Raw genomic sequence first — 25,016 nt, 5'->3', positions numbered from 1 at the left:
GTTAAGTCTCGTTAAGATATTTCCCACCAATACGTTGATTTTATTTAGACAACCCCCACTGGGCCAAGCTTTGGCACGCGGTCTGCTTATAACGGGACATGAACGAAACGGGCAAAAGCCCACTCGAACCGATAGGACCTTTCGCCATGATCCGCCGCACCGCCGCCGCCGCCGCCCTGGTCGCCACCCTGGTTTCCGCCCCGGCCCTGGCCGACACCTCGGGCAGCATCAAGCTGAGCGGCACCGTGTCGCTGACCTGCACCGTGGCCGTCACCGACGCCGGCGCGCAGCTGAACATCCTGGCCGGTTCCAGCAACGTCGCCGTCGGCAGCGTGGTCGAGAACTGCAACGATGGCGCCGGTTACACCATCACCGTCGCCTCCGCCAACGGCGGCAGCCTGAAGTCTTCCGCGACGGGCGCCCAGCCGGTGACCTACACCACCAGCTATGATGGCACCAACGGCTCGGGCAACAGCTTCGCCGTCACCCGTTCCGGCGCCCAGTTCAACAAGACCGCGGCCGTCTCCGTGACCGTGCCCGCCAACGCCCAGGCCATCGCCGGCAGCTACAGCGACACCCTGACCATCACCATCGCCGGCAAGTAAGCCGCACACGGGGTACGATGGATGCGATACGGCCGACCCCATCGGCCGTATCGCTATTATATTTTGCAATTGCATAACGCTAAGACGCACTTGCGCCTATAAATGCATGTCGCAACGAAGCCAGAGCTGTACCGCCAGCACTCACGGCCAAGATGGAAAATTAATCATTATAAATCAATAATTTAACTCATTCTCTTGCGGCCCAGACCACTCTGGCACTGTCTTTGCTTTTAACCAATCATGAACCAAATGGGCAAAAGCCCATCGAACCGTTTAGAGGCCTGTCATGATCCGCCGCATCGCCGCTGTCGTCGCCAGCACCGCCTTGGCTTCCAGCCTTCTGGCCGCCCTACCCGCCAGTGCCGCCACCTCAGGCACGATCAAGCTGAATGCCACCGTCGCCCAGACCTGCACCGTGGCCGTCACCGATGCCGGCGCCACCCTGAACATCCTGTCGGGTTCCAGCAACGTCGCCGTCGGCAGCGTGGTCGAGAACTGCAACGACGGCGCCGGCTACACCATCACGGTTGCCTCCGCCAACAACGGCACGCTGAAGTCGTCCGCCACCGGTGCCCAGGCCATCAGCTACACCACCAGCTACGACGGCACCAACGGCTCCGGCGCCAGCTTCGCCGTCACCCGCTCCGGCGCCCAGTTCAACAAGACCTCCGCCGTTTCCGTGACCGTGCCCGCCAACGCCCAAGCCATCGCCGGCAGCTACAGCGACACGCTGACCATCACCATCGCCGGCAAGTAAGCCTGGCGATATCCCAACACCGAAAAGGGCGGTCCCGCGAGGGGCCGCCCTTTTTCATTGTGCATTTTCTGTCGGGATTAATCGTGGATAAATGCATGTGCTAATGCATTGACGTGGCGGCCAGTCCTAATCTTTGGGTTATTGCGCAACGCAACAATCTGGAAGAGATTAGTGTGACCTCTCATCGCAGCAAAGAAATTTATCTTTTTTTATCAAATGCATATGCGACATTTCCAGCGAGCGACAAATCTCGGCACGGCATGTGCTTATAACCAGGCATGAACCAACCGGGCCGCTGAAGCCGCCCACCGAACCGATAGGAACCTCATCATGATCCGCATCGCCGCCGCCGCCGCTGTTGTCGCCCTGTTCGCCGCCGCCCCCGCTTTCGCCGCCGCTGGCGCCTCGGGCACCATCCAGCTGAACAGCTCCGTCGCCCAGACCTGCACCGTGGCCGTCACCGATGCCGGTGCCACCCTGAACATCCTGTCCGGCTCCAGCAACGTCGCCGTCGGCAGCGTGGTCGAGAACTGCAACGACGGCGCCGGCTACACCATCACGGTTGCCTCTTCCAACAACGGCACGCTGAAGTCGTCCGCCACCGGTGCCAGCGCCATCAGCTACACCACCAGCTACGACGGCACCAACGGCTCTGGCGCCAGCTTCGCCGTCACCCGCTCCAGCGCCCAGTTCAACAAGACCTCCAACGTCTCCGTGACCGTGCCCGCCAACGCCCAGGCCATCGCCGGCAGCTATGCCGACACCCTGACCATCACCATCGCCGGCAAGTAAGCCGCCAGCGACGGTCACCCTCAGACCAAGGTTCGGGAGAGGGCGCCCCACGCCGGGGCGCCCTTTCGCGTGTCCGCCGTCTAGCGGACTGCAAATCCTAATGCATTGATTCAGCTGAGTTCCTAACCTTTCGCATGGTGCGTGACGCAACAGTGTTACCGGCGTGCCCTGGCACGCCTTCGTGGCGATAGGTCAGATAAATCAATGCTGTCAATTGGTTAACGGATTAATGCCGTCCCAGACCCGGTTCTGGCACCGTGATTGCTGTTACGTCTCACATCAAAGCAATCGGGCAACAAGCCCAGCCGAACCGATAGGAACCGTCGTCATGATCCGCTTCGCCGCCGCCCTGATCGCCGCCACCACCGTCGCCGCCGTCTCCCTGGCCGCCGCCCCCGCCTTCGCCGCCACGGCCGCCGCCTCCGGCACCATCCAGCTGAACAGCACCGTCGCCCAGACCTGCTCCGTCGCCGTCACCGACGCCGGCACCCAGCTGAACATCCTCACCGGCTCCAACGCCGTCACCGTCGGCAGCGTCGTCGAGACCTGCAACGATGGCGCCGGCTACCAGATCAGCGTCTCCTCCGCCAACGGCGGCACCCTGAAGTCCTCCGCCACCGGCGCCCAGCCCATCAGCTACACCCCCATCTACGACGGCCAGTCCAGCGGCAGCAGCGTCAACGTCGTCCGCTCCTCCGCCCAGTTCAACAAGACCGCAACCGTCGCCGTCACCGTCCCCGCCAACGCCCAGGCCATCGCCGGCAGCTACACCGACACCCTGACCATCACCATCCAGGGCCGCTGATCACACACCCAACAACCACACCGGTTCGGCTGACCATACGGCCCCGCCTGGATCTCCCGGGCGGGGCCGTCGCCGTTTTTGCGGTCGCAGCAAAAAGATACTGCGGTGCGGGCAATAAAAAACCCCGGCTGCCAGAAGGCGCCGGGGCTGAGTTTTCAGAAGGGAGGAAAACGCAACCAAGTTGCACCCCTGTTATCGCACCGAACTATGAATAATTCCTTTACCGCACCGCACACCGCACCCTTGGCGGCGGCCCTCGCGGCAACGGGCGCCCCTCTGTCCAAGCGGCAAACGATCCTGTAATATCAACGCGATCAGCCCTGGCGCGGCAATGACAAGGCCAACCCTGGACCGTCGCCGTAGACCCGGCGGACGGCCCAAGGGTGAAGAGAATTCGAGGTACCCCCTGCGGCCGGGGCTGGGGTGCGGGATTTCTTGGGAGGAAACGGAATGAACGGAACCGCCGGACGGCTCGTCTGGCTGATTGTGGCGCTCGTCGGCGCCGCATCGCTGGGTGTCGTCGCGCTGTCGCGCGGCGAAACCGTCAATGCGCTGTGGGTGGTTGTGGCGGCCTTGTGCACCTACACCATCGCCTATCGCTTCTACAGTCTGTACATCGCCAACACCGCCCTGAAGCTGGACGGCGGGCGCCCGACCCCGGCCATGCGCCACAATGACGGCCTGGATTACGTGCCCACGGACAAGTGGGTGCTGTTCGGCCACCACTTCGCCGCCATCGCCGGCGCCGGCCCGCTGGTGGGCCCCGTGCTGGCAGCGCAGATGGGCTATCTGCCCGGCACGTTGTGGATCCTGGTCGGCGTGGTGTTCGCCGGCGCCGTGCAGGACTTCATCATCCTGTTCGCCTCCACCCGCCGCGACGGCCGCTCGCTGGGCGACATGATCAAGTCCGAGATGGGCACGGTGCCGGGCGTCATCGCCCTGTTCGGCGTGCTGCTCATCATGATCATCCTGCTGGCCGTGCTGGCGCTGATCGTGGTCAAGGCCCTGGCCGGCAGCCCTTGGGGCACCTTCACCGTCTTCGCCACCATGCCGATCGCCGTGCTGATGGGCATCTACGGTCGCTTCATCCGTCCCGGCCGCGTGGGCGAGATGTCGGCCATCGGCCTGGTCCTGCTGCTGCTGGGCATCATGGGCGGCCAGTGGGTGGCGGAGGATCCCGCCTGGGCCGCCGCCTTCACCTTCAAGGGTGAGACGCTGGCCCTTATGCTGATCGCCTACGGCTTCATCGCCTCGGTCCTGCCGGTGTGGCTGCTGCTGGCGCCGCGCGACTACCTGTCGACCTTCCTCAAGATCGGCACCATCATCGCGCTGGCGGTCGGCATCCTGATCGTCATGCCCGAGTTGCACATGCCGGCGGTCAGCCGCTTCGTCGACGGCAGCGGCCCGGTCTTCTCCGGCCAGCTGTTCCCCTTCCTGTTCATCACCATCGCCTGCGGCTCGGTCTCGGGCTTCCACGCCCTGATCTCCTCGGGCACCACGCCCAAGATGCTGGAGACGGAGGCCCAGGCCCGCATGATCGGCTATGGCGCCATGCTGGCCGAAAGCTTCGTCGCCATCATGGCGCTGATCTCGGCCTGCGTGCTGCACCCCGGCGTCTATTTCGCCATGAACACGCCGGCCGGCGTCATCGGCACCACAGTGGACCAGGCGGCCCAGGTGGTGGGCAACTGGGGCTTCGCCATCACCCCAGACGAATTGGCCCAAGTGGCCAAGAACGTGGGCGAGACGACCATCCTCAGCCGCGCGGGCGGCGCCCCCACCCTGGCGGTGGGCATGTCGACCATCCTGTCCAGCCTGGTGGGTGGCCAGTCCATGACCGCCTTCTGGTACCACTTCGCCATCCTGTTCGAGGCCCTGTTCATCCTGACCACGGTCGACGCCGGCACCCGCGTCGCCCGCTTCATGATCCAGGACCTGCTGGGCACGGCGGTGCCGGCCCTGCGCGTGACCCAGAGCTGGGGCGCCAACCTGCTGGCCACGGCCATCGCCGTCGCCGGCTGGGGCTATTTCCTATACCAGGGCGTGGTCGATCCGCTGGGCGGCATCAACACGCTGTGGCCCCTGTTCGGCATCTCCAACCAGATGCTGGCGGCCATCGCCCTGATGCTGGGCACCGTCATCCTGTTCAAGATGAAGCGGGAGAAGTTCGCCTGGGTCACCATCCTGCCCACCGTGTGGCTGGCCATCTGCACGCTGACCGCCGGCTGGCAGAAGCTGTTCGATGACAACCCGGCCGTGGGCTTCCTGGCGCACGCCAAGAAGTTCTCCACCGCGCTGGCCGACGGCAAGGTGCTGGCCCCGGCCAAGACGACGGAGGCCATGGCGCGGGTCATCACCAACGACTATGTCGACGCCACCCTGTGCGGCCTGTTCATGGCCGTGGTCGTGTCCATGCTGGTGTTCGGCATCCTGAACATCCGCAAGGCCCTGGCCAACCCGCGCGCCACGGCGCACGAGGTCGGGATCGGTGGGGCCGCCGTCGCCGCCGGGGACGACTGATGTCGGCACAAGCGCAAGCCCTTCCCTTCGCCAAGCTGGTGGCCCGCATGGCCAACCTGATGGTGGGGCTGCCGGACTATGACAGCTATGTAGAACACCGGCGCCTCAACCATCCGGACCAGCCGATCATGTCGCGGGAGGAATTCTTCCGCGAACGGCAGGAGGCGCGCTACAGCGGCAAGGTCGGCCGCTGTTGCTGAACCTGCCGGATTTGTTTACCGAGAGGGGGCCCTGACCGGCCCCCTCTTTCTTTGCCTGACGAAAGCCCCAGCATGCGCATCATCTCCGCCAACCTGAATGGCATCCGCTCCGCCACCACCAAGGGCTTCTTCGACTGGATGGCGGCCCAGGACGCCGACGTCGTCTGCGTGCAGGAGCTGAAGGCCCAGGCCGAGGACATGACGCCCCTGATGCTGGCGCCCAGCGACGCCGCCGGCGCCGCCTATCACGGCTATTTCCAGTATGCGGAGAAGAAGGGCTACAGCGGTGTGGGCGTCTACAGCCGCAAGGCGCCCGATCAGGTGATCCTGGGGCTGGGGCATGACGACATCGACGCCGAGGGCCGCTATGTCGAGGCGGTGTTCGGCGACCTGTCAGTCGTCTCGGTCTACCTGCCCTCAGGTTCCAGCGGGGAGCATCGGCAAGCCGCCAAGTTCGCCTTCATGGACCGCTTCCTGCCCCATATGGCGGCCCTGGCCCAGGCCGGCCGCCAGGTCATCCTCTGCGGCGACTGGAACATCGCCCACAAGGAGATCGACCTGAAGAACTGGAAGGGCAATCTGAAGAACTCCGGCTTCCTGCCGGAGGAGCGCGCCTGGCTGTCCCGCCTGTTCGATGAGCAGGGCTGGGTCGACGTCTATCGCCGCCTGTACCCCGAGGCGGGCGAGGAAGGCTATACGTGGTGGTCCAACCGGGGCCAGGCCTGGGCCAAGAACGTGGGCTGGCGCATCGACTACCAGATCGCCACCCCGGGCGTGGCCGCCACCGCCAAAAGCGCCGCCATCTACAAGGACCAGCGTTTCAGCGACCATGCGCCGCTGACGGTGGATTATCTTTAAGTTTTTCCTCAAACTCCGGCAGGCGCATCCGCGCCTTAGGTGGGATGAAAAAACCTCTTGAGCCGGACCCTGGGTCATACCCGCACCGTGCCTTATCGACGATGATCGGGGACAAGATGGTGCGGACGAGGGTGAACGGCATGGCCGGAAAGCGGATGGCGGAGCCGGTGCTGACGGCGGCGGAAGCCGCGGCGCGCACCGGCCTGACCATCCGGGCGCTGCGGGTCTATGAGGCGCGCGGCCTGCTGGACCCGCCGCGCACCGACAAGGGCTGGCGGCTGTACGGCCCGCGGGAGTTCCAGCGCCTGGGCATCATCCAGGCGCTGAAGTCCCTGGGCCTGTCGCTGGCCGAGATCGCCCGGGTTCTGGCCGGCGACACCCCATCGCTACGGCGCGTGCTGGAGGTGCAGGCCACCCTCTGGCGCGGGCGGCTGGCGGCGGCCCAGGCCGGCCTGGACCTGGTGGAACAGGCCCTGGCCCGTACGGGCATGTCCCGCCCCGGCACCACCCCGATCTCCGTCGATGACCTGTGCACCTTGATCCGGAGATTGGACATGAACACGATGCCTGAAACCCTGCGCACCGTCCTGGCCGAGGACTATACGGCCGAGGAACGCGCCACCCTGATGACGCCCCGGGGCGGTGAGGCGGCGGCAGCCGAGGGTACCCGCGCCTGGACGCAATTGATTGCCGACATCCAGGCCCTGCGCCAAGCCGGCGTGCCGGCCAGCGACGCCCGCGCGCAGGAGGCCGCCCGACGCTGGCAAAGCCTGGTCACCGCCTTCACCCAGGGCGACGGGACGGTGGCGCAGCGCACCGCCGGCCTGTGGCAGAAGGCGCTGGACCGCGACCCGCAAGGCCAGGGCCTGCCCTTCGACCAAGGCCTGTGGGACTACGTCGGTGCCGCCATGAAAGGAAGCCAGGCGTAGGCAATAGAAAACCCGCCCTGGCCGGCGCCGGGGCGGGCTTTCCTTGAGACTCAAGCGGGCTGGGATCAGCGCGCTGCCTTGGCCTGCGACAGGAAGCTGCTGCCGTCGTCCTGCCAGCCGCCGCCCAGCGCCTTGAACAGGCTGACGCTGGCCTGCACCCGCGACAGCTTCACCTGGGCCAGGGTGTCCTGGGTGGACAGCAGGGTGCGCTGGGTGTCCAGCAGGGTCTGCAGGTCGGTCAGGCCGCCGCGGTAGCGATCCTCGGCCAGTTCGAAGGCCCGCTGGCTCTGGGCCACGGCGTCCTTCTGCAGGCCGTACTGGTCCTGGTAGCGGTCGATGGAGTAGACGGCGCTTTCCACGTCGGACAGCGCGGACAGCGCGGCCTTGCGGTAATCCTCCGCCAGCTCCCGGTGCCGGCCCTCGGCCTGGTGCACCTGGCCCTCCAGACGGCCGCCGGAGAACAGGCTCTGCGCGATCTCGCCGCCCAGGCTGAACAGCAGGGTGGGGGCGTTCACCAGGTGGGCCAGGGTCGCCGCCTCGACGCCCGTGCTGGCGTTCAGGGTGACGGACGGCAGCATCTGGGTGCGCGCCACCTTGATGTCGGCACCGGCGGCGGCCAGCTGCGCCTCGGCAAAACGGATGTCGGGGCGGCGGGTCAGCAGTTCGGCCGGCACGCCGGTGCCCAGCGCCGGCGGCTGCACGTCGGCCAAGCCCTTGGCCTGCACAGTGAAGCCTTCGGGCGCGCGGCCCAGCAGGATGGCCAGGGCGTTCAGCTGGGTGCGTTCCTGCTGCTCCAGGGCCGGGACGGCGGCGCGCTGGGTGGCGACGATGGAGCGCTGCTGCACCAGGTCCAGCTGGCTGTCGGCGCCGGCCTGCACGCGGGCATCGATCAGGGACAGCACATGCTCGGCATTTTCCAGGTTGCCGCGCGCGACCGCCAGGCGGTCGCGGATCGCCAGGATCTGGAAGTAGGTCGCGGCCACGTTGCTGCTGAGCGACAGGGCCACCGTCTCGCTGTCGAAGCGGCTGGCGTCCAGGCTGAACTGGGCGCTGTCGCGGGTGGCGCGGTTCTTGCCCCAGAAGTCGATCTCATAGCTGGCGGACAGCGAGGCCTGGTGCACGTTGCCGGCGTAGTCGCTCAGCGGCACGGCGCCGTTCAGGCCGGCGGCGGCCGAGCCCTTGATGTTACGGCTGCCGGAGCGGGTGCTGCTCAGCCCCAGCTGCACGCTGGGCCACAGCGAGGCGCCGGAGATTTCCGCCTGGGCCTCGGCCTGGGCGATGCGGGCAGCGGCGGCGCCCAGGTCGGGATTGTCGGCGCGGGCCTGTGCCAGCAGCTGGGTCAGTTCCGGCGAGTTGAAACCCGACCACCAATCGGTCGTCGGCCAAGCGGCGGCGTCGGTGGTGACGGCCACCGTCTGGGTGGTGCCGTCCTTCGCACCGCCCTGGGTGGAGGTGGCATCCCAGTGAGACGGCATCACCAGGGACTTGGCCGGGTCGGCCGGGGTTTCCCCGTCCAGCGCGCAGGCCGCCAGCATCAGCGGCAGGAAGGCGACGGCCAGGCGACGGGTGGCGAGGCGGCGGAACCAGGAGGTGGAAGCAAGGGTACGCGACGTGGACATCGTGGAAACCTTCGATCCGGCAAAACGGTTTCGTGCCCCTCGCGCGCGGAAACGGCGCAGGGGCTGGGCAGATAGGACGCGTGTCAGAGGGAAGCGGCGTGCGCCAGGCCGATCGGGTTGGCCCCCCGCCCCTGCCCCGCGCACCCGACCCGGTGCAATCGTGCCGTTGTTTAAGGCAAACCCCGATCGCGTCTCAGTGACGCGGCGCACATGGATTAACGCGGGCGCACAATAGTGGCGCATGCCACTGTTGCGTTCAGCGGATCAGCAGGCGGTTGAAGACGAAACCCAGCACACCCACGCCGCCGATGATGGCGGCCATGGGCCAGGGCGTGCCGTCGGCCAGCCAGCCCACCAGGGTGCCGACCACGGCGCCGGTGACGAACTGGGTTGACCCCATGAGGGCCGAGGCCGTGCCCGCCATGTGCGGGTATGAGGCCAGGGCGCCCGCCGTGGCATTGGCGCCGATCAGGCCGGTGAAGGCCATGAACAGGAACAGGCCCGCGACGATGCCCCACAAGCCACCCGCGCCGGTGTGGCCGGCGATGGCGAGACCGATGCCGAACAGGGCAATGCAGGCCGATCCCCAGGCCAGCAGGCGATCCGTGCCCAGGCGCAGCACCAACCGGCTGTTGATCATGTTGACGATGATCATGCCGACGATGTTGAGGCCGAACAGCAGGCCGTACAGACGGGCGGGCACCTGGAAATAGTCGATGTACACGAAGGGCGTGCCGGCGATGTAGGCGAACATGCCGCCATAGATCATCGCGGACGTCAGGGCGTAGCCCAGGAAACGGCCGCTGATCATCAGCTGGCCATAGCTGCGCAGCTGGGCCAGCCCGTTGGACCGCGCCCGCAAGGCCGGGTTCAGGGTCTCATGCTGGCTGATCAGGCCCACCATGGCCACCAAGCCGAAGCCCGCCTGCACCCAGAAGATGGCCCGCCAGTCCAGGTAGGCCAGCACCTGGCCGCCCAGCAGCGGGGCGGCCATGGGGGCGATGCCCATGACCAGCATCATCATGGAGAAGACGCTGGCGGCGCGGTCACGGTCGAACACGTCGCGCACCATGGCGCGGGCCAGAACCGGCGCGGCGCCGGCGCCCGCCGCCTGGATGGCGCGGCACAGGCTGAGGGTGGTGATGTCCTGCGCGGCGGCGCAGCCGGCGCTGCCCGCCAGATACAGCAGGATCCCCACCAGGATAGGCCCGCGGCGGCCGAAACGGTCGCCCAGAGGCCCCCAGAACAGCTGGCACAGGCCGAAGGCCAGGAAGAAGGCGGTGAGCGACGATTCAACCCCGGCCTGCGTGACCCCCAGGTCCCGGGCGATCTGCGGCATGGCCGGAAGGTACATGTCGACCGACATGGAGCCGAAGGACATCAGCATGGCCAGCATGGCGACAAAGCCCACGCCACGCTGCGTCAGCAGCCCAGCGCCCCGGCGCCTGCCCGCATCCACGGCCCCCGAGACCGCAGAGCCCCCCATCGACGCGCCGCCGGCGATCGCCGATCCCGAGGCCACCTGTTCCACCGCCACCTTCAGCTCCTTGAGCGGTGCGCCCGCCCCCAACCACGCCATTGAGCATGTGCAACAATGATGGCCACAGCCGGGGCGCTAACCAATCCGGCCTTTGTGCGGATCAGCCCCGCGCCGGACGACGGGCGGCGCCACCACCGTTTCCCCCAATAGACATTCCCAAAATAAAGGCCGGAGCCCCCGGTTCCCCGGCGCCTCCGGCCTTTCGCGATCGCATCCGGCGCCCGACGTCGGCGCCCGATTGGCTTAATAGTGGTCGTAATAATCGTGATGCCAATAGTGGTGGTGATAAGGACGTTCCTCAATCACGCAGCCGGACAGTCCGGCCAGCACCATCCCGGCCAGGACCAGCCGGGTCAGAATGGAACGGGATCGATCAGACATGATGTATCTCCGGACTATCGGGCCGCGCCCTGGGCGTGTCCCGTGGGGCTATCGGCATGGGAAAAATCTGGCAGCCAAATGCGACAACAAGACGGCGGCTGCTGGGCATGATCGGGTTCATGCCGTGGCACGCTGACGCAGGGAAAGCGCCGCGGAGTGCGCAGCAGAACGCCCGGCCCATCGCTGGACCGGGCGCCTGGCAAGCCCGCAAATGCTTATGCCGATGCTTCCCGCCTGGGGACGGGGTCAGTGGTGGACGAACCCGCCGCCGTGTCCGCCCCAGTGACCACCGCCCCAATGACCACCACCCCAGTGGCCGCCTCCCCAGTGGCCGCCTCCCCAGTGGCCGCCAGACCAGCCCCCGTAGTGGCCATGCCAGTAACCATGGCCCCAGCCGTAATACGGGTAATAGCCGCCGATGCCGACGTAATAAGGATAGGCGCCGTAATAGCCGTAGCCGTCGTAGTAAGGGTAGGTGGAATAGGCGTAGGGGCCCGAATAGACCGGCGTGGCGTAGTAGCCGTCGGCCACGCAGCCCGACAGGGCCAGAAGCGCCGCGCCAGCCGCCAGGCCTTTCAACGCCAGGAAGGGCCAGCGGCGTTTCGGGGCCGTGGATGGCCCGGTCGTCAGCGCGGTGTTGCCAGGCAAGGACATGGTTCGTGCACTCCCTGAGGGGGATCGTGCGGCGGGCGAGGATGGGGTCGGCCCTGGGATCGGCGGTGGTCGGCCCCGGCATGCGACCCGGGCACACATCCTGTTACATCAAGCAAATGAGCGCTCGGCCCCGCCGCCGCAAGACCCGGGCGCCGCAAGGCTGGCGTGCCGCCCATGCGCGCAGGGTTGCGGCCGATGGTTGCCCGCCAACGGTGGCGGGAAAGCGGTGGCGCGGCCTGCGCACTGGTGTCCGGCGACGGTTTGCGGTATCTGGCAGCACAGATACCCCTTCTTTCAGCCTTGAGACATCACGACGATGAGCCAGTGCCATTGCGGCAGCGCCCGCGCCTATGAAGATTGCTGCGGCCCCTATCACGCGGGCACCGCCCTGCCGCCCACGGCCGAGGCGCTGATGCGCTCGCGCTATTCCGCCTTCATCGTGCACAACATTGACTACCTGCAGAGCACCCTGCTGCCGGAGACGGCGGAGGACTTCAACCGCGAAGAGACCGAGCAGTGGGCCCGCGACAGCACGTGGCAGGGCCTGGAAGTGCGGTGGACCGAGGCCGGCGGCCCCGAGGACGATACCGGCAAGGTGGAGTTCGTCGCCCGCTTCAACTTCGAGGGCAAGGACTACCTGCACCACGAGACCAGCCGCTTCGAGAAGCGCGACGGCCGCTGGTACTATGTCGACGGCGCCATGGGCCCACGCCCGCGCACGGCGGAGAAGGTCGGCCGCAACGACCCCTGCCCCTGCGGCAGCGGCAAGAAGTATAAGAAGTGCCACGGCGCCTGAGCCGCCTGGCGTTCACGCGATTGCCCCCCGCCAGGCGAAGCCCGGCGGGGGTTTCGATTCCAGCCATGAGGATCGGGTTCAGTCGTCGTCCTCCCTGCCGCCCCGGCAGAACCGGTCGGATTGCTGTTGGTAAAGCGCCATGGGGTCGAGGCCCAGGGCGGCGCGGCGCGCCGCCAGCCCATCGGGATCACTGACCTCGCTCATGACCCAGGTTTTGGTGGCGGGGTCGCACCGTCCCTGGGTGCCGTACAGTTGCGGGTGCTGGTTGGACACGGCGTTGCGATCGAACAGATAGGCGTATTGCACCGCCGGGCTCTTCCCCGCGTCAACCGCCGCTTTGACTGCAACCAACACGGCCGCCTGAAGGTCGGGATCGGTGCGGCCCGAGTGCTGCGCCACCAGCCACGCCCCCGTCGCCGCGCGACGCCCCCAGTCAACCTCGGCCGGCCAGCCGACCGCGTCCATGAGCCGTCGCAGCCGCCGGCGATCATAGGTGTCAGCCGCCCGCATGCGCGGGCCCAGCGCCTGCCAGCAGGCCTGCACCTCCACCCTGGGCAAGGTGTTACAATTAGGGAAGGCGCGGACCATCTGGTCCATGTCCCAGATCAGCCACAGCTCACCTTCCACGCAGGCTGGGGCGGTAAGCGGGCAAGCGTCGGCGTTTAGAGCCGTCTGCGCCCGGACCAGCAGCGAGTCCACCTGCGCCTTGCTGGGCATGTCGCCGCGGGCCCGAAGGCCATCGACCATGCCCACGGAACCTTGCCCACCGCCAGGGCCCTGCGCCAAAAACGTGTTGTCGTGGGCGATCCGGGCGCGGATGGCCTCCACCTGGTTGCGATAATTGGACACCAGGGCCGCGCGTTCCGTTTCACAGGCGGCGTCATCGCACGCCGCATGGCTGACCGTGAAAACGGCGGTCGTGGCGAAGGCGGCGATCCCCACGGCGCAGACGATTTCGGCCGGGTCGCAGGTGTGGTCGTCCAACGCCGCCTGCGACCGTGCCATGTAGGCCGCGGCCTGAGGCGCCGCCTGAGCCAAAGACCCGGTGGTCTGGGGCTGGATGAAGACCGCACCGGCCGGCGCCACCGCCAGCATCACGCCCATAGCCAGCAAAACGCCACCGCATCCACGCCGCATCGCGCCCCCCACAAATGGAATATGCCGTTGCTTATACTATCAGCGCCTGCGGTACCCGGCGCGTCCTAACGTCGCTTCGTCCCGTCTTCGGACTTTGGGCCGACATGGCTGTCACGGGGCGGGTAACCCGTCCGACGCTTGCTGGCAGTTCGCTTTTCATGCGACCGTCGCGGACGATAAAACCAGGCGAGGAGATGGGCCCATGCTTATCCCTGTGCTTATCGTGCGGGACATGGCGGAGGCGCTGACGTTCCTCACCCAGGTGCTCGACTTCAACCTGGTCCGGAGCTTTCCGGCAGAAGCGCCATTTTACGCCCTTCTGAACAGGGGCATGGACGAATTGCACCTCAACCTCACCCCGGACGGGCGATACGGCCGCGCGTCGACCATCGTTCTCTGTGACGATGTCGACGGGCTGTTCGCATCCTTCACGGCGCGTGGCCTGGTGGTACCGACGAGAGCGAATTCACCGGTGCATGAGGGGCCACTGGATCAGACCTGGGGCACGCGCGAGGTCTATATCGACGATCCCAGCGGCAACACCTTCATCTTCCAGCAGCGCTAGCGCCGCTTCATCACCCGCCGGTTCACGTCCGGGTCGAAATGGCTGTCGCGGGGCAGCCAGGGCTGGCGCGGCGTATGGGGGGAGGAGTGGACGTTGTACTGGGCCGTCAGGATCAGGCGGCGGCCGCCGCGGGGCAGCTGCCCCTTGTGGAAGCCGAAGGTATCAGCCAGGAAGCGGGTGCCGGCCGGCCCGGTCACCGTCGCCACCTTGTCGGCGCCGAAGACACGGTGCACCACCTCGTCCGACAAGGCTTTGCCCACCGCCAGGCGGGGGTCGCGGTGACTGCCACGCACAAAGACATGGGGGCCGTCCTCCTCCCCCACGTCGGTCAGGTAGAAGAACAGCTTGAAGCCCTTCAGCGAGTCCCAGTCGCGATGATAGCGCTGAGTGCCCTTGGCCGACGGACGGTCGCCGTAGGACCACCAGCAGCCGATGTTGTCCAGCACCGGCTTGCAGCCCAGGTACAGTTCCGCCACGTCCAGGATGGTGGGATCGTTCAGCAGCGCCAGCACATGGGGGGCGGCCAGGATGTCCTGTACCGCGTAATAGCCCATGTTGGTCTCATCGCTGGCCGGCTGATCCCAGGGGAAGGTCCCCAGGTGGGGCCGGAAAGGGTCGCTGCACCGCACACCCTGGAAATAGGCGCGGATCTCCGCCGCCACCTCGCCATCCAGGGCCGGCAGGGGCACCAGGCCCTGCCAGGCCAAGTCGCGCGCCCAGGACCGGGCCTGGTTCGTGGGCCGAGGCCAAGGCGACTTGGGCTGGAAGAAGGCCACGACGGCGGCGGCGACATCACGCGCCCGAGGCGTCCAGATCATGGGCAGCAGGTCATAGATGGCCAGCCGCCGGTCGATTTGCGCCCGTTCCAGGAAGACGCGCCAGGAGGGGATGCGGGTACGCCAGCGCTCCACCAAACTGATGTCGCCCTCCCGAGATCCCGTCACCGCTTGTTCCCCCTTCACCGTCTGGTTCCGCCCGCGCTCAGGGCAGCAGGACGGGGCGGCCATCGGCCTTGTAGACCACGCCCCCCTTCATGACAAACCGCACCTGTTCCATCAACTCCAGATGGCTCAGCGGATCGCCGGTCACGGCGATCAGGTCGGCATAGCGGCCCGGCTGCACCGTGCCGATGCGGTCCGTGGCACCGATCAGGTCGGCGGCATTGCGGGTGGCGAAGGCCAGCGCGTCGGCCGGGGTCACGCCCGCCTCGGCCAGCAGGGCGAATTCCCGGGCGTGGTCGCCCTCGCCGATGTCGGTGCCGTAGGCGATCTTCACCCCCGCCTTGTAGGCCAGCGGCAGGTTGCGCTTCGGGATCGCGTCGTTGGCCAGTTCCTTTTCCGCCGTGCCGGGGGGCAGCAGCTCAGGATGTTCCTGCGCCGCCTTCATGAACACGTCGTAGACGGTCAGCGTCGGCACCAGGTAGGTGCCGTGGGCCTTCATGGCCTTCACCGCGTCGGCATCGGCGAAGGAACCGTGCTCGATGGAATCGACGCCGGCGTTCACTGTGTTGATGATGGCCTGGGCGGGGTAGGTGTGGGCCGCCACCTTCATGCCCAGCGCGTGGGCGGTGTCGATGGCGGCCTTGATCTCCTCATTCGTCATCAGTTGGGCGCGGGGGTCGTCGCCGGTGCTGGCGATGCCGCCCGACGGCATGATCTTGATGACGTCGGCGCCCCGCTTGTGATGCTCCCGCACCCGCAGCCGGGCCATGTCCGGCGTATCAACGATGCCGTTCTGCCAGTCGGGATGGTGCAGGCGGGAGTCGAAGCCGTTGGACGGGTCGCCATGGCCACCGGTGGGGCCCAGCGGTTCCAGCGACACCCACAGGCGCGGGCCCGGCACCTTGCCGTCATTGATAGCGTTGCGCAGCGACACCGTGTCGTCCCCGCCGCCTACGTCGCGCGCGCTGGTGAAGCCCTGCAGCAGCATGGCGCGGGCGAAGATGGCGCCGTCCAGCACCGCGTCCACGGCGGTGTGGGTCATCATGTCCTCCACCGCGTTGGCCTGGCTGGGCAGCTTGGACGAGATGTGGACGTGACAGTCGATCAGGCCCGGCAGCACCGTCTGGTCCTTCAGGTCGACGACCGTGGCGCCGGGATGGGCGACGTAGCCGGCCTCCACCGCCGCCACCTTGCCCTCGTGCACCACGATGGTGACCTGGCGGCGGAGGGTGAAGGTGACGCCGTCGATCAGCGCCCCGGCATAGACCACGGTGTCGTGCGGCGCCTCGGCCGCCCGCGCGCCCACCATCATCGCCGTGGACGCCAGCAGCGCCGCCACCGCGGCGCACGTCCCCATCAAGCCCCTCATCCCCATGCCCTTTCTGCCGGTCGCCCATCTTTGTGGGGCCGCCCGTTCCGGCGGCGGCCCTTGGTGCAACGGTATCCGGCCCGGCCCCGGTCCGGCAACGGCCATTGCCAAAGGGGCCGCGTTCATGTGTTTTACCGGTGCCACCAAAGCGAGAACCCGAGGTCCGTCCGACGCCCATGTCCGCCGCGCCGTCCCCCTTCGTCCACATCCGCGACGCCAACGCCGCCGATCTGCCGCGAATCGTGGCCATCCTGAACGAGGCCATCGTCCATACCACCGCGATATGGAGCCTGGAGCCCACCTCGGTGGCGGAGCGTGCCGCCTGGCTGGCCGAGCGCCAGTCCAAGGGACAGCCCGTGCTGGTGGCCACACCCGGCCCCGACGCGCCGCCGGGCGAGGTGCTGGGCTTCGCCACATATGGGGAGTTCCGCGCCCGCAGCGGCTATCAGCACACGGTGGAGAATTCGCTGTACGTGGATGAGGCGGCGCGGGGCCGGGGCATCGGCACCGCCCTGCTGTCCGCCCTGCTGGCGCGGGCGACGGCCACCGGCCTGCATGTCATGATCGCGGGGATAGAGGCCAGCAACCTGACCAGCATCCGCCTGCACCAGCGCTATGGCTTCAGCGAGACCGGGCGCCTGCCCCAAGTGGGGCGCAAATTCGACCGCTGGTTGGATTTGGTGTTCCTGCAGAAAATCCTGAACTGACCCTTTCCCATTCCCATCCTGACCAGACGCGAAACACGCCCATGGAAATCCACGCCCCGGAAGGCCCCATCCAATCCCTGAAGGACTTCGCCATCCATATCGGCGTGGTCACCATCGGCATCCTGATCGCGCTGGGCCTGGAACAGGCGGTGGAGGCCTATCATCGCCATGAATTGGCACGGCAGGCGGTGGAAAGCTTCCATGCCGAGCTGGCGGAGAATCGCAAGGCGGTGCAGGAGGTCATGGCCGAGGTCGCCGGGCACAGTAGCCGGGCGGAGGAAGACATCGCCCTGCTGACCGCCTGGCAGCAAGGCAAAGGGACAGCGGGCGCGGAGCTTAAGTACCCCGGCATCCGCCTGGACCTGATGTCCAGCGCAAGCTGGGATGCCGCCATCGCCACCCAGGCCCTGGGTGAACTGCCCTACGACGAGGTGCGCCGCTACGCCGAAGCCTATGCCGGCTTCCGCCTGTTCACAGAGCAGGAGAAGGCGCAGCTGGCGGAATGGCAGGACATGCGCCTGTTCGGCACCGATCCCGCCCAGATGAGCCCCGCCCAGCGCCAGACCCTGATCGAACGGCTGCGCCACTATCAAAACTACGTCATCGTCCTGGCCTTGGCCGGCAAGGGCGCCCTGGCGGCGGCCGACCGCGCGCTGGAAACCCCCAAGAGCCACTGATCCGGCGGTGGCAAGGTCAGGGCTGCCGCTTCAGCGCCAGCTTGAACATGGTGGACCAGCCGTCCTTGGTCTGGGCCTCGCTCCACGCCTCATATGATGCGGGCTCACCATCGCCGGTCCCTTGCGGGGTCCAGCGCACGCGATAGGTCATGGCTTGGCCCTCCGCCACATACTGGGTGGCGGGGAAGACCAGGGCGCCGCCCTCGGCCGTCACCGTGCCGTGACTGATGCCGCCCTGGTTCTCGATGTAGAGGTATTCCACCCGCTTGGCCGCCGGGTCCCAATAGTATGTCGTTTCGCCCACATAGTCCGGCTGGCCGGGCGTGCGCACCGTGTGGGTGTCGCGCAGGGCCTTGCCTTCATACAGCCAGGCGAAGCAGTGGGTATCGGTACGCTGGCCGCCGGGGAATTCACCCCTCCAGCAATGGCCGGCGAGAAAGGCCATGGGCTTCAGACCCGGCGCCGGATCGGCGAACGCGGCCATCGACACGCCCGCGATGGCGCCCAAGGCCATACCCACCGCCAACCTGCGCATGATGCATTCCCCCACGACGATCCGGCGCCACCCTGCCGCCTACAGCCTTAGGCGGCAAGGACGCAAGGGGATGGGATGGATGCCCGCCGTTAATATGACCGTCAGCCGGTGGGCGGCCCGATATAGCTGGACAGTCCCCGGATGTTCTCATCCACCACCAGGCGGTGGTTCAAGGGCGGGAAGGCCCGCTGCGTACAGTCCAGGCGCGGGCACAGGCGGCAGTTGGTGCCGACCGGCGTGGCCTGCGCGCCGGCCAGGTCGATGCCGTCGGCATAGATCAGCTGGTGCGCCTGCGTCGCCTCGCACCCCAGGCTGAGGGCGAACTGGCGCGGCACGCTTTTCCACCCGCCGGCCTTGCTGAGGGTGCGGGCAATGGCGAAATAGCTGGTGCCGTCCGGCATGCGCATCAGCTGAGTCAGGATCTGGCCCGGGTTGCGGAAGGCCTGGTGCACGGTCCAGCGCGGGCAACCGCCGCCGAAGCGGGCCATGTGGAAGCCAGGCACGGCGCTGAACCGCTTGGAAATGTTGCCCGCCGGATCCACCCGCACCAGGAAGAAGGGGACGCCCTTGGCCCCCGGCCGCTGCAAGGTCGTCAGCCGGTGGCAGACCTGCTCGAAGCTGGCGACGAAACGGTGCATCAGCACCTCGATGTCATAGCGGGCGGACTTGGCCGCCTCCAGGAAGCGGCCATAGGGCATCATGACGGCAGCGGCGAAGTAGCCCGCCAGGACGATGCGGGCCAGCTGACGCGAGTCCTCGCTGGCCATGGTGGCCTTTTCCACCGTGGCCGACAGCAGGTCGCGGTGGCGCATCAGGGCCACCTGCACCGCCAGCTGGAAGGTGCGCCCCGCCGGCGGCAGCATTTCCGAGATCAGCACGCGGCGGGAATGGCGGTCGTAGCGGCGCACCGTCTCGCCCATCACCTCCACCGGCATCAGCTTGACCGTCAGGCCGTGGGCCTTCTGCACGAAACGGGCGAGGGAACCATAGAGGTCGGCCGAATCCAGGTCCCCGTCGAACCACAGCGTTTCCGCCGCCAGCTCCAGCTCGGGAAAATGGTTGTTCTGGTCCTGGAAGAACTCCCCCACCTCATCCTGGGCGAACTGCTGGCCGGCCGCCTGGGGGTGCTGGCGGTCGCGGTCATCCACCTTTTCCGCCAGCGCCTGGATATCCTCCCGCGCCTCGAGATAGGCGCGGTAAAGGGTGACGACCGCCTGGCCCAGGCCGGGGGCGACCGCCGCCAGTTCCTTCATGTCCTGGTTCTTGATGTCGTTATGGTCGAACAGCGGGTCGGCGAACACCTCGCGCAGGCCCGCCACCAGCCGCACCTCGTCATCCTCGGCGAAGGTGGCGAGGTCAACGTCGAAGGTCTGGCCGATCTTCAGCAGCAGCGCCACGGTCAGCGGCCGCTGATTGCCCTCGATCAGGTTCAGATAGGAGGGGGAGATGGCCAGCATCTCCGCCATCTGGGCCTGGGTCAGGTGCAGGTCGCGACGCAGGCGGCGTACCTTGTGGCCCAGCATCGCCTTCTTTTCCGCCATCGCCCGCCACCCCCTCCCATCCGGTCCCGTGGCGGCCTGTTCAGACGGGGTGTTAGCCCTGCCGCCACTTGGTTCCCACCCCTTCAGCACTGCGCCGGAAGGGTAAGTGAATTTACAAACTTTACAAGTTTTCACTTACCGACATTACAAGAGATTACATCGTTACCACTTTTCAATCAAAGACTTATTGATCCAGTTTACCAAATCGCCAAGTCTAATGCAGTGCAGTGAACGCGACGGACGCAGTGCGAAACAGGCAAACGCCGGCGGTCACGGGAACATCATAAGGTCGGCCGGAACCATCATGGTTCCAACCCCGCTCAAAAGGCCGTCCGACGTCTTGAATGAAAGGAATTAGGCGATCATGGCTCCGCTGGATCAAGGCACCACCCCCACCGACCTGAAGGCGCTGCATGCCCGCCGCTTCGACGGTGTGAAGCGCGACTACACCATGGAGGACGTGAAGCGCCTGTCCGGCACGGTGAAGATCGAATACACCCTGGCCGAACTGGGCGCCCGCCGCCTGTGGGAACTGTTGCACACCCGCCCCTATGTCCACAGCCTCGGCGCCTTCACCGGCAACCAGGCGGTGCAGATGGCCAAGGCCGGCCTGGAGGCGATCTATCTGTCCGGCTGGCAGGTCGCGGCCGACGCCAACCTGGCGGGCCAGATGTACCCGGACCAGAGCCTGTACCCGGCCAACTCGGTCCCCAGCGTCGTGAAGCGCATCAACAACGCCCTGCTGCGCGCCGACCAGATTTCCCATTCCGAGGGCAAGGACGACATCAACTGGATGGTGCCCATCGTCGCCGACGCCGAGGCTGGCTTTGGCGGCCCGCTGAACGCCCATGAGCTGATGAAGTCCATGATCGAGGCCGGCGCCGCCGCCGTCCATTTCGAGGACCAGCTGGCGTCGGAAAAGAAGTGCGGCCACCTGGGCGGCAAGGTGCTGATCCCCATCCAGCAGTTCATCCGCATCCTGAACGCCGCCCGCCTGGGCGCCGACGTCTCCGGCACCAGCACCCTGGTGGTGGCCCGCACCGACGCGGAAAGCGCGCAGCTGATCACATCCGACGTGGATGAGCGCGACCATCCCTTCATCGACCGCAACGACCGCACGCCGGAAGGCTTCTTCCGCATCCGCAAGGGCATGGGCGTCGATTACTGCATCGCCCGCGGCCTGGCCTACGCCCCCTATGCCGACCTGCTGTGGTGGGAAACGTCCAAGCCGAACCTGGATGACGCCCGCCGTTTCGCCGAGGCCGTGCACAAGCAGTTCCCGGGCAAGCTGCTGGCCTACAACTGCTCGCCCAGCTTCAACTGGCGCGCCAACCTGGACGAGGCGACCATCGCCCGCTTCCAGCAAGAGCTGGGCGCCATGGGTTACAAGTTCCAGTTCATCACCCTGGCGGGCTTCCACTCGCTGAACTACGCCACCTTCGAGCTGGCGCGCGGCTATAAGGAGCGCGGCATGGCCGCCTTCTCCGAGTTGCAGCAGAAGGAATTCGCCGCCGTGGAGCACGGCTTCACCGCGGTGAAGCACCAGCGCGAGGTGGGCACCGGCTACTTCGACGCCGTGTCCATGGCCATCACCGGCGGCACCAGCAGCACCACCGCCATGAAGGACTCGACCGAGACCGACCAGTTCCACTGATCGTCTCCGTCCCCGGAACGGGGTGACTTCCAGGGAAGGCCGACGCACCGTTCGCCTGGAAGCACCCTTCGGGCGGCGGCGGGAATAAACGACGCTGGAGCGTCCCGCCGCCGCCCGGTTTTCCCCTCCGGATTTCCCTCCGGATTTCACCGAATTCCAACGCGTCCACGAGATCGGCAGGGGATGGCCCATTCCATCCCCTGCCCTGGCAAGGGTGCGGCGACGGGGTTTGAACGACGCTGGAGCGTCCCGCCGCCGCACCCCTGCCCCCTTACATCACCGCCTCCGAGGGCCTGAGCCTATCCGCGACAGGCCCCCTGATCTGAAGGGAGAGGTATCATGCCTGACGCTCTGCTCGCCCCCTCGGCCCCCCGCCTGTCCCCGGATGCCCCGGTAGGCCGTATCGAGATCCGCGCCGCGTCCAAGCCCGGCTATGATGTCCTCCTGACCCCCGCCGCCCTGGCCTTTGTGGCCGACCTGGAACGCCGCTTCGGCTGGCGCCGGCGCTATCTGCTGGAAAAGCGGGTGGAGCGCCAGGCCCGTCTGGACGCGGGTGAGAAGCCGGCCTTCAACCCCGCCTGCGGCTATGCCCGGCACGAGGAATGGACGGTCGAGCCGCAGCCGGCCGACCTGCGCGACCGCCGGGTGGAGATCACCGGCCCCGTCGAACGCAAGATGATCATCAACGCGCTGAATTCCGGCGCGCAGGTGTTCATGGCCGATTTCGAGGACAGCAACGCCCCCACCTGGGCCAACGTCATGGATGGCCAAGTCAACCTGCGCGACGCCATTCGCCGCACCATCACCCATACCGATCCGGTGTCGGGCAAGAGCTATGCCCTGAATGACAAGGTCGCGGTGCTGATGGTCCGCCCCCGCGGCTGGCACCTGGAGGAAAAGCACGTGCTGATCGACGGCCGGCCCGTGTCGGCCGCGCTGTTCGACTTCGGCCTTTATTTCTTCCACAACGCCCGCGAACTGCTGGCCCGGGGCAGCGGCCCCTATTTCTACCTGCCCAAGATCGAGGGCCGGGCCGAGGCGCGCCTGTGGAACGACGTCTTCCTGCACGCCCAGGAATGCCTGGATCTGCCCCCCGGTACCATCAAGGCGACGGTGCTGATCGAAAGCATCCTGGCGGCCTTCGAGATGGACGAGATCCTGTATGAGCTGCGGTGCCATTCCGCCGGCCTGAACTGCGGCCGCTGGGACTACATCTTCAGCTTCATCAAGAAGTTCCGGAACGATCCCGACGCCCTGCTGCCCGATCGCGCGGCCGTCACCATGGACAAGGCCTTCCTCAACGCCTATTCCCGCCTGGCGGTGAAGACGTGCCACCGCCGCGGCGCCCCGGCCATTGGCGGCATGGCGGCCTACATCCCGGTGAAGGACGATCCCGTCGCCAACGACCGCGCCTTCGCCCAAGTGCGGGCGGACAAGGAGCGGGAGGCCCGCAACGGCCATGACGGCACCTGGGTGGCCCATCCGGCGCTGGTGCCGGTGGCGCGCGAGGTGTTCGACGACCTGATGCGCACCCCCAACCAGATCCACGCCACCTGCCACGACGTGCGGGTGACGGCGGAGGATCTGCTGGCCATCCCCCAAGGCCCCCGCACGGAGGCGGGCCTGCGCCAGAACGTGGCGGTGGGCATCGGCTACATCGAGGCCTGGCTGCGCGGCCAGGGTTGCGTGCCCCTGTTCAATCTGATGGAGGACGCCGCCACGGCGGAGATCAGCCGCGCCCAGGTTTGGCAATGGCTGCGCCACGGTGCCAAGCTGGACGACGGCCGCACCATCGACCATGCCCTGGTGGAGCGCATCATCGAGGAGGAACTGGCCGCCTGGATCGGCCGCGTGGGGGAGGTGGCCCTGGCCCACAGCCGGCATGAGGAGGCGGCGCGCCTGTTCTCCGACCTGGTGTTCCAGCACCGCTTCGCCGAATTCCTGACCCTGCCGGCCTATGATCGGCTGATGGAGACAGGTTCCTGAGTTCCCGGGGAGAGGGAGGAACGCCCAAGCAAAAGGGCGAAGACCGCGGGGAAAGGCCGGCGCCCGGATGGATGCCGGCCTTCCTTGTTGGCCTGCTTTCCTTGTTTGGTCCCCTCGGCGTTTGGTCCCCTCGGCCTTAAGACGGCAACTTCACCGGCTGGGGCGGGTTCTGCAGGATCAGCTGGCCATAGGCCGTGGTGTGCTGGAACAGCACCTGCTCGGTCCAGGACACCTGCGTCTTGTCCGTGGGCGGGGGCGACACCGCCGCGGCCTGGGCCGGGGTCAGGTATTCGATCACCTCGCCGCCACCCTCGGACACCTTGTAGCTGGAGACGAATTCGTCAAAGGCGGCGGGCTGCCCCTCGGGATTCAGCGCCTGGTTGTTGATGGGGGTGTAGGGGCCGGCCACGGCCTCCCCCTTCTTGGCATGGGCGCGGGCGTGCGAGATGAGGTGGGTGATGAGGTCGGTGGTCAGCGCACCGTAATAGGTGCCGTAATAGCCGGGAATCGCGTCCAGCATGGCGGACCCCCAGGCGTGGGGCACCACATCCACGTTGTTGTACATGTCGTGGTTCCAGATCTGCCAGGGCTGGCTGCCCGTCTGGTCTGCGCCCGCCCAGCCGGTGCCGTTGACCAGCGCCGCGAAGGGGGCATTGCCCGGGGTGGCGCCGGCGGTGGCGTAGATCATGGCGTCGCCGGCCGTCCACGAACTGCCCTGCAGCAGGCCGGCGGTGGGGTCGAAACAGGCCATGGCCAGCGTCGGCGACAGGGCGCCCGCCAGCGAGTGGCCGGTGAAGGTCAGCGTGGTGCCGGCGGGCGGGGTCAGCCCCTTGAGGAAAGCCACCAAGGTCTGCTGGGTGATTTGGGTGTCGATGATGCCCAGCAGGTTGGTGATGCCGGTGTACGTCGCCATGGAGATGCAGGGAATCTGGGCGCTGGGCTGGGTATCGTTGGTGCCGCCATTCCACATCTGCAAGGCCCCTTCCCAGGCCACCACGGTGGCCACCGCGAAATCCTCCTTCAGCCAATCGTAGAAGGATTTGAAGTTGGTGGCGGCGATGGCCACGACATAGCGGGCCAGCGTGGGGCTGTAGACCACGAATAGCGCGTTGGCGGCGTTGAAGCGGGCGGTGGGCGGCGACGCCTCCCAACGGACGCTTAATGCGACCGGATTGATGCACAGGACCTGGGGGCCCCATACCACGGTCCAGTCGTCGGCCCCCAGCTGCGAGCCAGCGGCCTTGATCGCCTTGTCGACGCCGGTCGTCAGGATGGCCGTCAGCTGCGCCGCCGCCGCCGTGGCGCCCGCCTGCAGGGCGGCGTTTTTGGGCAAGGACTTATCCAAGTCCACCGTCACGTCCTGCCCGCCGGCGTCGTTGGCGATGTTGTTGAAGAAGAAGGTGGTCTGCCACGCGTCGTAGGTCGTCACCATCCCGTTTACTCCCGCT

Annotated in this window: 24 protein-coding genes; 14 read left to right on the top strand and 10 right to left on the bottom strand. The window is 67.0% G+C overall.

Annotated elements, in window-relative coordinates:
- Nucleotides 1–146 precede the first annotated feature (146 nt).
- The 8 genes from FBZ87_RS03270 to FBZ87_RS03235 all read left to right on the top strand — a co-directional run bounded on the left by FBZ87_RS03270 (nucleotide 147) and on the right by FBZ87_RS03235 (nucleotide 7,466).
- Nucleotides 147–605: a Csu type fimbrial protein gene (locus FBZ87_RS03270; RefSeq protein WP_145608909.1), complete on the top strand. Its 459-nt coding sequence runs from the start codon at nucleotides 147–149 to the stop codon at nucleotides 603–605.
- 286 nt (nucleotides 606–891) lie between these two features.
- Entirely contained in the window at nucleotides 892–1,362 is a 471-nt protein-coding gene (locus FBZ87_RS03265; protein ID WP_145608908.1) for a spore coat protein U domain-containing protein, read from the top strand.
- Between the two features lie 330 nt (nucleotides 1,363–1,692).
- Nucleotides 1,693–2,154, top strand: a complete 462-nt coding sequence (locus FBZ87_RS03260) for a Csu type fimbrial protein (RefSeq protein ID WP_145608907.1) — start codon at nucleotides 1,693–1,695, stop codon at nucleotides 2,152–2,154.
- A gap of 328 nt (nucleotides 2,155–2,482) precedes the next feature.
- On the top strand, nucleotides 2,483–2,959 hold the full coding sequence (locus FBZ87_RS29075; RefSeq protein ID WP_186454566.1) for a spore coat protein U domain-containing protein: 477 nt from the start codon (nucleotides 2,483–2,485) through the stop codon (nucleotides 2,957–2,959).
- 450 nt (nucleotides 2,960–3,409) lie between these two features.
- Nucleotides 3,410–5,479, top strand: a complete 2,070-nt coding sequence (locus FBZ87_RS03250) for a carbon starvation CstA family protein (RefSeq protein ID WP_145608906.1) — start codon at nucleotides 3,410–3,412, stop codon at nucleotides 5,477–5,479.
- On the top strand, nucleotides 5,479–5,679 hold the full coding sequence (locus FBZ87_RS03245) for a YbdD/YjiX family protein (RefSeq protein WP_040845606.1): 201 nt from the start codon (nucleotides 5,479–5,481) through the stop codon (nucleotides 5,677–5,679). Before FBZ87_RS03250 ends, FBZ87_RS03245 begins: the two co-directional genes overlap by 1 nt.
- Before the next feature lie 72 nt (nucleotides 5,680–5,751).
- Nucleotides 5,752–6,537 (top strand): exodeoxyribonuclease III, encoded by a 786-nt coding sequence (locus FBZ87_RS03240; RefSeq protein ID WP_145608905.1) that lies wholly within the window; start codon nucleotides 5,752–5,754, stop codon nucleotides 6,535–6,537.
- Between the two features lie 140 nt (nucleotides 6,538–6,677).
- Nucleotides 6,678–7,466 (top strand): MerR family transcriptional regulator, encoded by a 789-nt coding sequence (locus tag FBZ87_RS03235; protein WP_211106828.1) that lies wholly within the window; start codon nucleotides 6,678–6,680, stop codon nucleotides 7,464–7,466.
- Between the two features lie 65 nt (nucleotides 7,467–7,531).
- Here FBZ87_RS03235 and FBZ87_RS03230 read toward each other — a convergent pair whose 3' ends face one another.
- The 4 genes from FBZ87_RS03230 to FBZ87_RS03220 form a co-directional block, all read right to left on the bottom strand.
- Nucleotides 7,532–9,085, bottom strand: a complete 1,554-nt coding sequence (locus FBZ87_RS03230; RefSeq protein WP_186454546.1) for an efflux transporter outer membrane subunit — start codon at nucleotides 9,083–9,085, stop codon at nucleotides 7,532–7,534.
- Between the two features lie 256 nt (nucleotides 9,086–9,341).
- The gene (locus FBZ87_RS03225; protein WP_246134208.1) at nucleotides 9,342–10,622 is read right to left on the bottom strand and encodes a Bcr/CflA family multidrug efflux MFS transporter; all 1,281 of its coding nucleotides are present in this window, start codon (nucleotides 10,620–10,622) and stop codon (nucleotides 9,342–9,344) included.
- A gap of 246 nt (nucleotides 10,623–10,868) precedes the next feature.
- Nucleotides 10,869–11,006: a hypothetical protein gene (locus tag FBZ87_RS29070; RefSeq protein WP_157999424.1), complete on the bottom strand. Its 138-nt coding sequence runs from the start codon at nucleotides 11,004–11,006 to the stop codon at nucleotides 10,869–10,871.
- A 246-nt stretch (nucleotides 11,007–11,252) separates the two neighbouring features.
- Nucleotides 11,253–11,660, bottom strand: a complete 408-nt coding sequence (locus FBZ87_RS03220; RefSeq protein ID WP_211106847.1) for a hypothetical protein — start codon at nucleotides 11,658–11,660, stop codon at nucleotides 11,253–11,255.
- 316 nt (nucleotides 11,661–11,976) lie between these two features.
- Here FBZ87_RS03220 and FBZ87_RS03215 point away from each other — a divergent pair, with 316 nt between their 5' ends.
- The gene (locus FBZ87_RS03215; protein WP_145608903.1) at nucleotides 11,977–12,456 is read left to right on the top strand and encodes a YchJ family protein; all 480 of its coding nucleotides are present in this window, start codon (nucleotides 11,977–11,979) and stop codon (nucleotides 12,454–12,456) included.
- Between the two features lie 78 nt (nucleotides 12,457–12,534).
- On the opposite strand, the gene FBZ87_RS03210 is transcribed toward FBZ87_RS03215, so the two are convergent.
- Nucleotides 12,535–13,593 carry a DUF6624 domain-containing protein gene (locus FBZ87_RS03210; RefSeq protein ID WP_186454545.1) on the bottom strand — a complete coding sequence of 353 codons (1,059 nt, stop codon included), beginning with the start codon at nucleotides 13,591–13,593 and terminating at the stop codon, nucleotides 12,535–12,537.
- A gap of 202 nt (nucleotides 13,594–13,795) precedes the next feature.
- On the opposite strand from FBZ87_RS03210, the gene FBZ87_RS29065 reads away from it, so the two are divergent.
- A complete protein-coding gene (locus FBZ87_RS29065) occupies nucleotides 13,796–14,158 on the top strand; it encodes a VOC family protein (protein ID WP_186454544.1) in 363 nt (120 codons plus the stop codon).
- Here FBZ87_RS29065 and FBZ87_RS03200 read toward each other — a convergent pair.
- Nucleotides 14,155–15,102 carry a phytanoyl-CoA dioxygenase family protein gene (locus tag FBZ87_RS03200; protein ID WP_145608900.1) on the bottom strand — a complete coding sequence of 316 codons (948 nt, stop codon included), beginning with the start codon at nucleotides 15,100–15,102 and terminating at the stop codon, nucleotides 14,155–14,157. The genes FBZ87_RS29065 and FBZ87_RS03200 overlap by 4 nt on opposite strands.
- 37 nt (nucleotides 15,103–15,139) lie before the next feature.
- The gene (locus FBZ87_RS03195) at nucleotides 15,140–16,456 is read right to left on the bottom strand and encodes a metal-dependent hydrolase family protein (protein ID WP_145608899.1); all 1,317 of its coding nucleotides are present in this window, start codon (nucleotides 16,454–16,456) and stop codon (nucleotides 15,140–15,142) included.
- A 188-nt stretch (nucleotides 16,457–16,644) separates the two neighbouring features.
- Between FBZ87_RS03195 and FBZ87_RS03190 the strand changes: the two genes are divergently transcribed.
- Nucleotides 16,645–17,175: a GNAT family N-acetyltransferase gene (locus FBZ87_RS03190; RefSeq protein ID WP_145608898.1), complete on the top strand. Its 531-nt coding sequence runs from the start codon at nucleotides 16,645–16,647 to the stop codon at nucleotides 17,173–17,175.
- Between the two features lie 41 nt (nucleotides 17,176–17,216).
- Nucleotides 17,217–17,852: a hypothetical protein gene (locus FBZ87_RS29595; RefSeq protein WP_145608897.1), complete on the top strand. Its 636-nt coding sequence runs from the start codon at nucleotides 17,217–17,219 to the stop codon at nucleotides 17,850–17,852.
- 16 nt (nucleotides 17,853–17,868) lie between these two features.
- On the opposite strand, the gene FBZ87_RS03180 is transcribed toward FBZ87_RS29595, so the two are convergent.
- Nucleotides 17,869–18,387: a hypothetical protein gene (locus FBZ87_RS03180; RefSeq protein WP_145608896.1), complete on the bottom strand. Its 519-nt coding sequence runs from the start codon at nucleotides 18,385–18,387 to the stop codon at nucleotides 17,869–17,871.
- A gap of 101 nt (nucleotides 18,388–18,488) precedes the next feature.
- Nucleotides 18,489–19,928: a helix-turn-helix domain-containing protein gene (locus FBZ87_RS03175; protein WP_145608895.1), complete on the bottom strand. Its 1,440-nt coding sequence runs from the start codon at nucleotides 19,926–19,928 to the stop codon at nucleotides 18,489–18,491.
- Nucleotides 19,929–20,292: 364 nt separating this feature from the next.
- On the opposite strand from FBZ87_RS03175, the gene aceA reads away from it, so the two are divergent.
- Both aceA and aceB read left to right on the top strand, forming a co-directional pair.
- The gene (gene aceA, locus FBZ87_RS03170; protein ID WP_145608894.1) at nucleotides 20,293–21,582 is read left to right on the top strand and encodes an isocitrate lyase; all 1,290 of its coding nucleotides are present in this window, start codon (nucleotides 20,293–20,295) and stop codon (nucleotides 21,580–21,582) included.
- 339 nt (nucleotides 21,583–21,921) lie between these two features.
- Nucleotides 21,922–23,568 (top strand): malate synthase A, encoded by a 1,647-nt coding sequence (gene aceB / locus FBZ87_RS03165; protein ID WP_145608893.1) that lies wholly within the window; start codon nucleotides 21,922–21,924, stop codon nucleotides 23,566–23,568.
- Between the two features lie 136 nt (nucleotides 23,569–23,704).
- Here the strand turns inward: aceB and FBZ87_RS03160 are convergent, their stop codons facing one another.
- A complete protein-coding gene (locus FBZ87_RS03160; protein ID WP_145608892.1) occupies nucleotides 23,705–25,000 on the bottom strand; it encodes a hypothetical protein in 1,296 nt (431 codons plus the stop codon).
- Between the last annotated feature and the right edge of the window lie 16 nt (nucleotides 25,001–25,016).

The sequence above is a fragment of the Nitrospirillum amazonense genome (assembly GCF_007828035.1).
GTDB classification, from domain to species: Bacteria; Pseudomonadota; Alphaproteobacteria; order Azospirillales; family Azospirillaceae; genus Nitrospirillum; species Nitrospirillum amazonense.
The sequence above is the reverse complement of the archived record's forward strand: the minus strand, read 5'-3'. Positions and strand labels throughout refer to the sequence as shown.

Coding starts and splice junctions, on each gene's coding strand:
- FBZ87_RS29595 (WP_145608897.1), top strand. CDS start 17,217: ATGGAAATCCACGCCCCGGAAGGCCCCATCCAATCCCTGAAGGACTTC.
- FBZ87_RS03235 (WP_211106828.1), top strand. CDS start 6,678: ATGGCCGGAAAGCGGATGGCGGAGCCGGTGCTGACGGCGGCGGAAGCC.
- FBZ87_RS03210 (WP_186454545.1), bottom strand. CDS start 13,593: ATGCGGCGTGGATGCGGTGGCGTTTTGCTGGCTATGGGCGTGATGCTG.
- FBZ87_RS03190 (WP_145608898.1), top strand. CDS start 16,645: ATGTCCGCCGCGCCGTCCCCCTTCGTCCACATCCGCGACGCCAACGCC.
- FBZ87_RS03195 (WP_145608899.1), bottom strand. CDS start 16,456: ATGGGGACGTGCGCCGCGGTGGCGGCGCTGCTGGCGTCCACGGCGATG.
- FBZ87_RS03215 (WP_145608903.1), top strand. CDS start 11,977: ATGAGCCAGTGCCATTGCGGCAGCGCCCGCGCCTATGAAGATTGCTGC.
- FBZ87_RS03160 (WP_145608892.1), bottom strand. CDS start 25,000: ATGGTGACGACCTACGACGCGTGGCAGACCACCTTCTTCTTCAACAAC.
- FBZ87_RS03250 (WP_145608906.1), top strand. CDS start 3,410: ATGAACGGAACCGCCGGACGGCTCGTCTGGCTGATTGTGGCGCTCGTC.
- FBZ87_RS03240 (WP_145608905.1), top strand. CDS start 5,752: ATGCGCATCATCTCCGCCAACCTGAATGGCATCCGCTCCGCCACCACC.
- FBZ87_RS03270 (WP_145608909.1), top strand. CDS start 147: ATGATCCGCCGCACCGCCGCCGCCGCCGCCCTGGTCGCCACCCTGGTT.
- FBZ87_RS29065 (WP_186454544.1), top strand. CDS start 13,796: ATGCTTATCCCTGTGCTTATCGTGCGGGACATGGCGGAGGCGCTGACG.
- FBZ87_RS03265 (WP_145608908.1), top strand. CDS start 892: ATGATCCGCCGCATCGCCGCTGTCGTCGCCAGCACCGCCTTGGCTTCC.
- FBZ87_RS03245 (WP_040845606.1), top strand. CDS start 5,479: ATGTCGGCACAAGCGCAAGCCCTTCCCTTCGCCAAGCTGGTGGCCCGC.
- aceB (WP_145608893.1), top strand. CDS start 21,922: ATGCCTGACGCTCTGCTCGCCCCCTCGGCCCCCCGCCTGTCCCCGGAT.
- FBZ87_RS03230 (WP_186454546.1), bottom strand. CDS start 9,085: ATGTCCACGTCGCGTACCCTTGCTTCCACCTCCTGGTTCCGCCGCCTC.
- FBZ87_RS03260 (WP_145608907.1), top strand. CDS start 1,693: ATGATCCGCATCGCCGCCGCCGCCGCTGTTGTCGCCCTGTTCGCCGCC.
- FBZ87_RS03175 (WP_145608895.1), bottom strand. CDS start 19,928: ATGGCGGAAAAGAAGGCGATGCTGGGCCACAAGGTACGCCGCCTGCGT.
- FBZ87_RS29075 (WP_186454566.1), top strand. CDS start 2,483: ATGATCCGCTTCGCCGCCGCCCTGATCGCCGCCACCACCGTCGCCGCC.
- aceA (WP_145608894.1), top strand. CDS start 20,293: ATGGCTCCGCTGGATCAAGGCACCACCCCCACCGACCTGAAGGCGCTG.
- FBZ87_RS03180 (WP_145608896.1), bottom strand. CDS start 18,387: ATGCGCAGGTTGGCGGTGGGTATGGCCTTGGGCGCCATCGCGGGCGTG.
- FBZ87_RS03220 (WP_211106847.1), bottom strand. CDS start 11,660: ATGTCCTTGCCTGGCAACACCGCGCTGACGACCGGGCCATCCACGGCC.
- FBZ87_RS29070 (WP_157999424.1), bottom strand. CDS start 11,006: ATGTCTGATCGATCCCGTTCCATTCTGACCCGGCTGGTCCTGGCCGGG.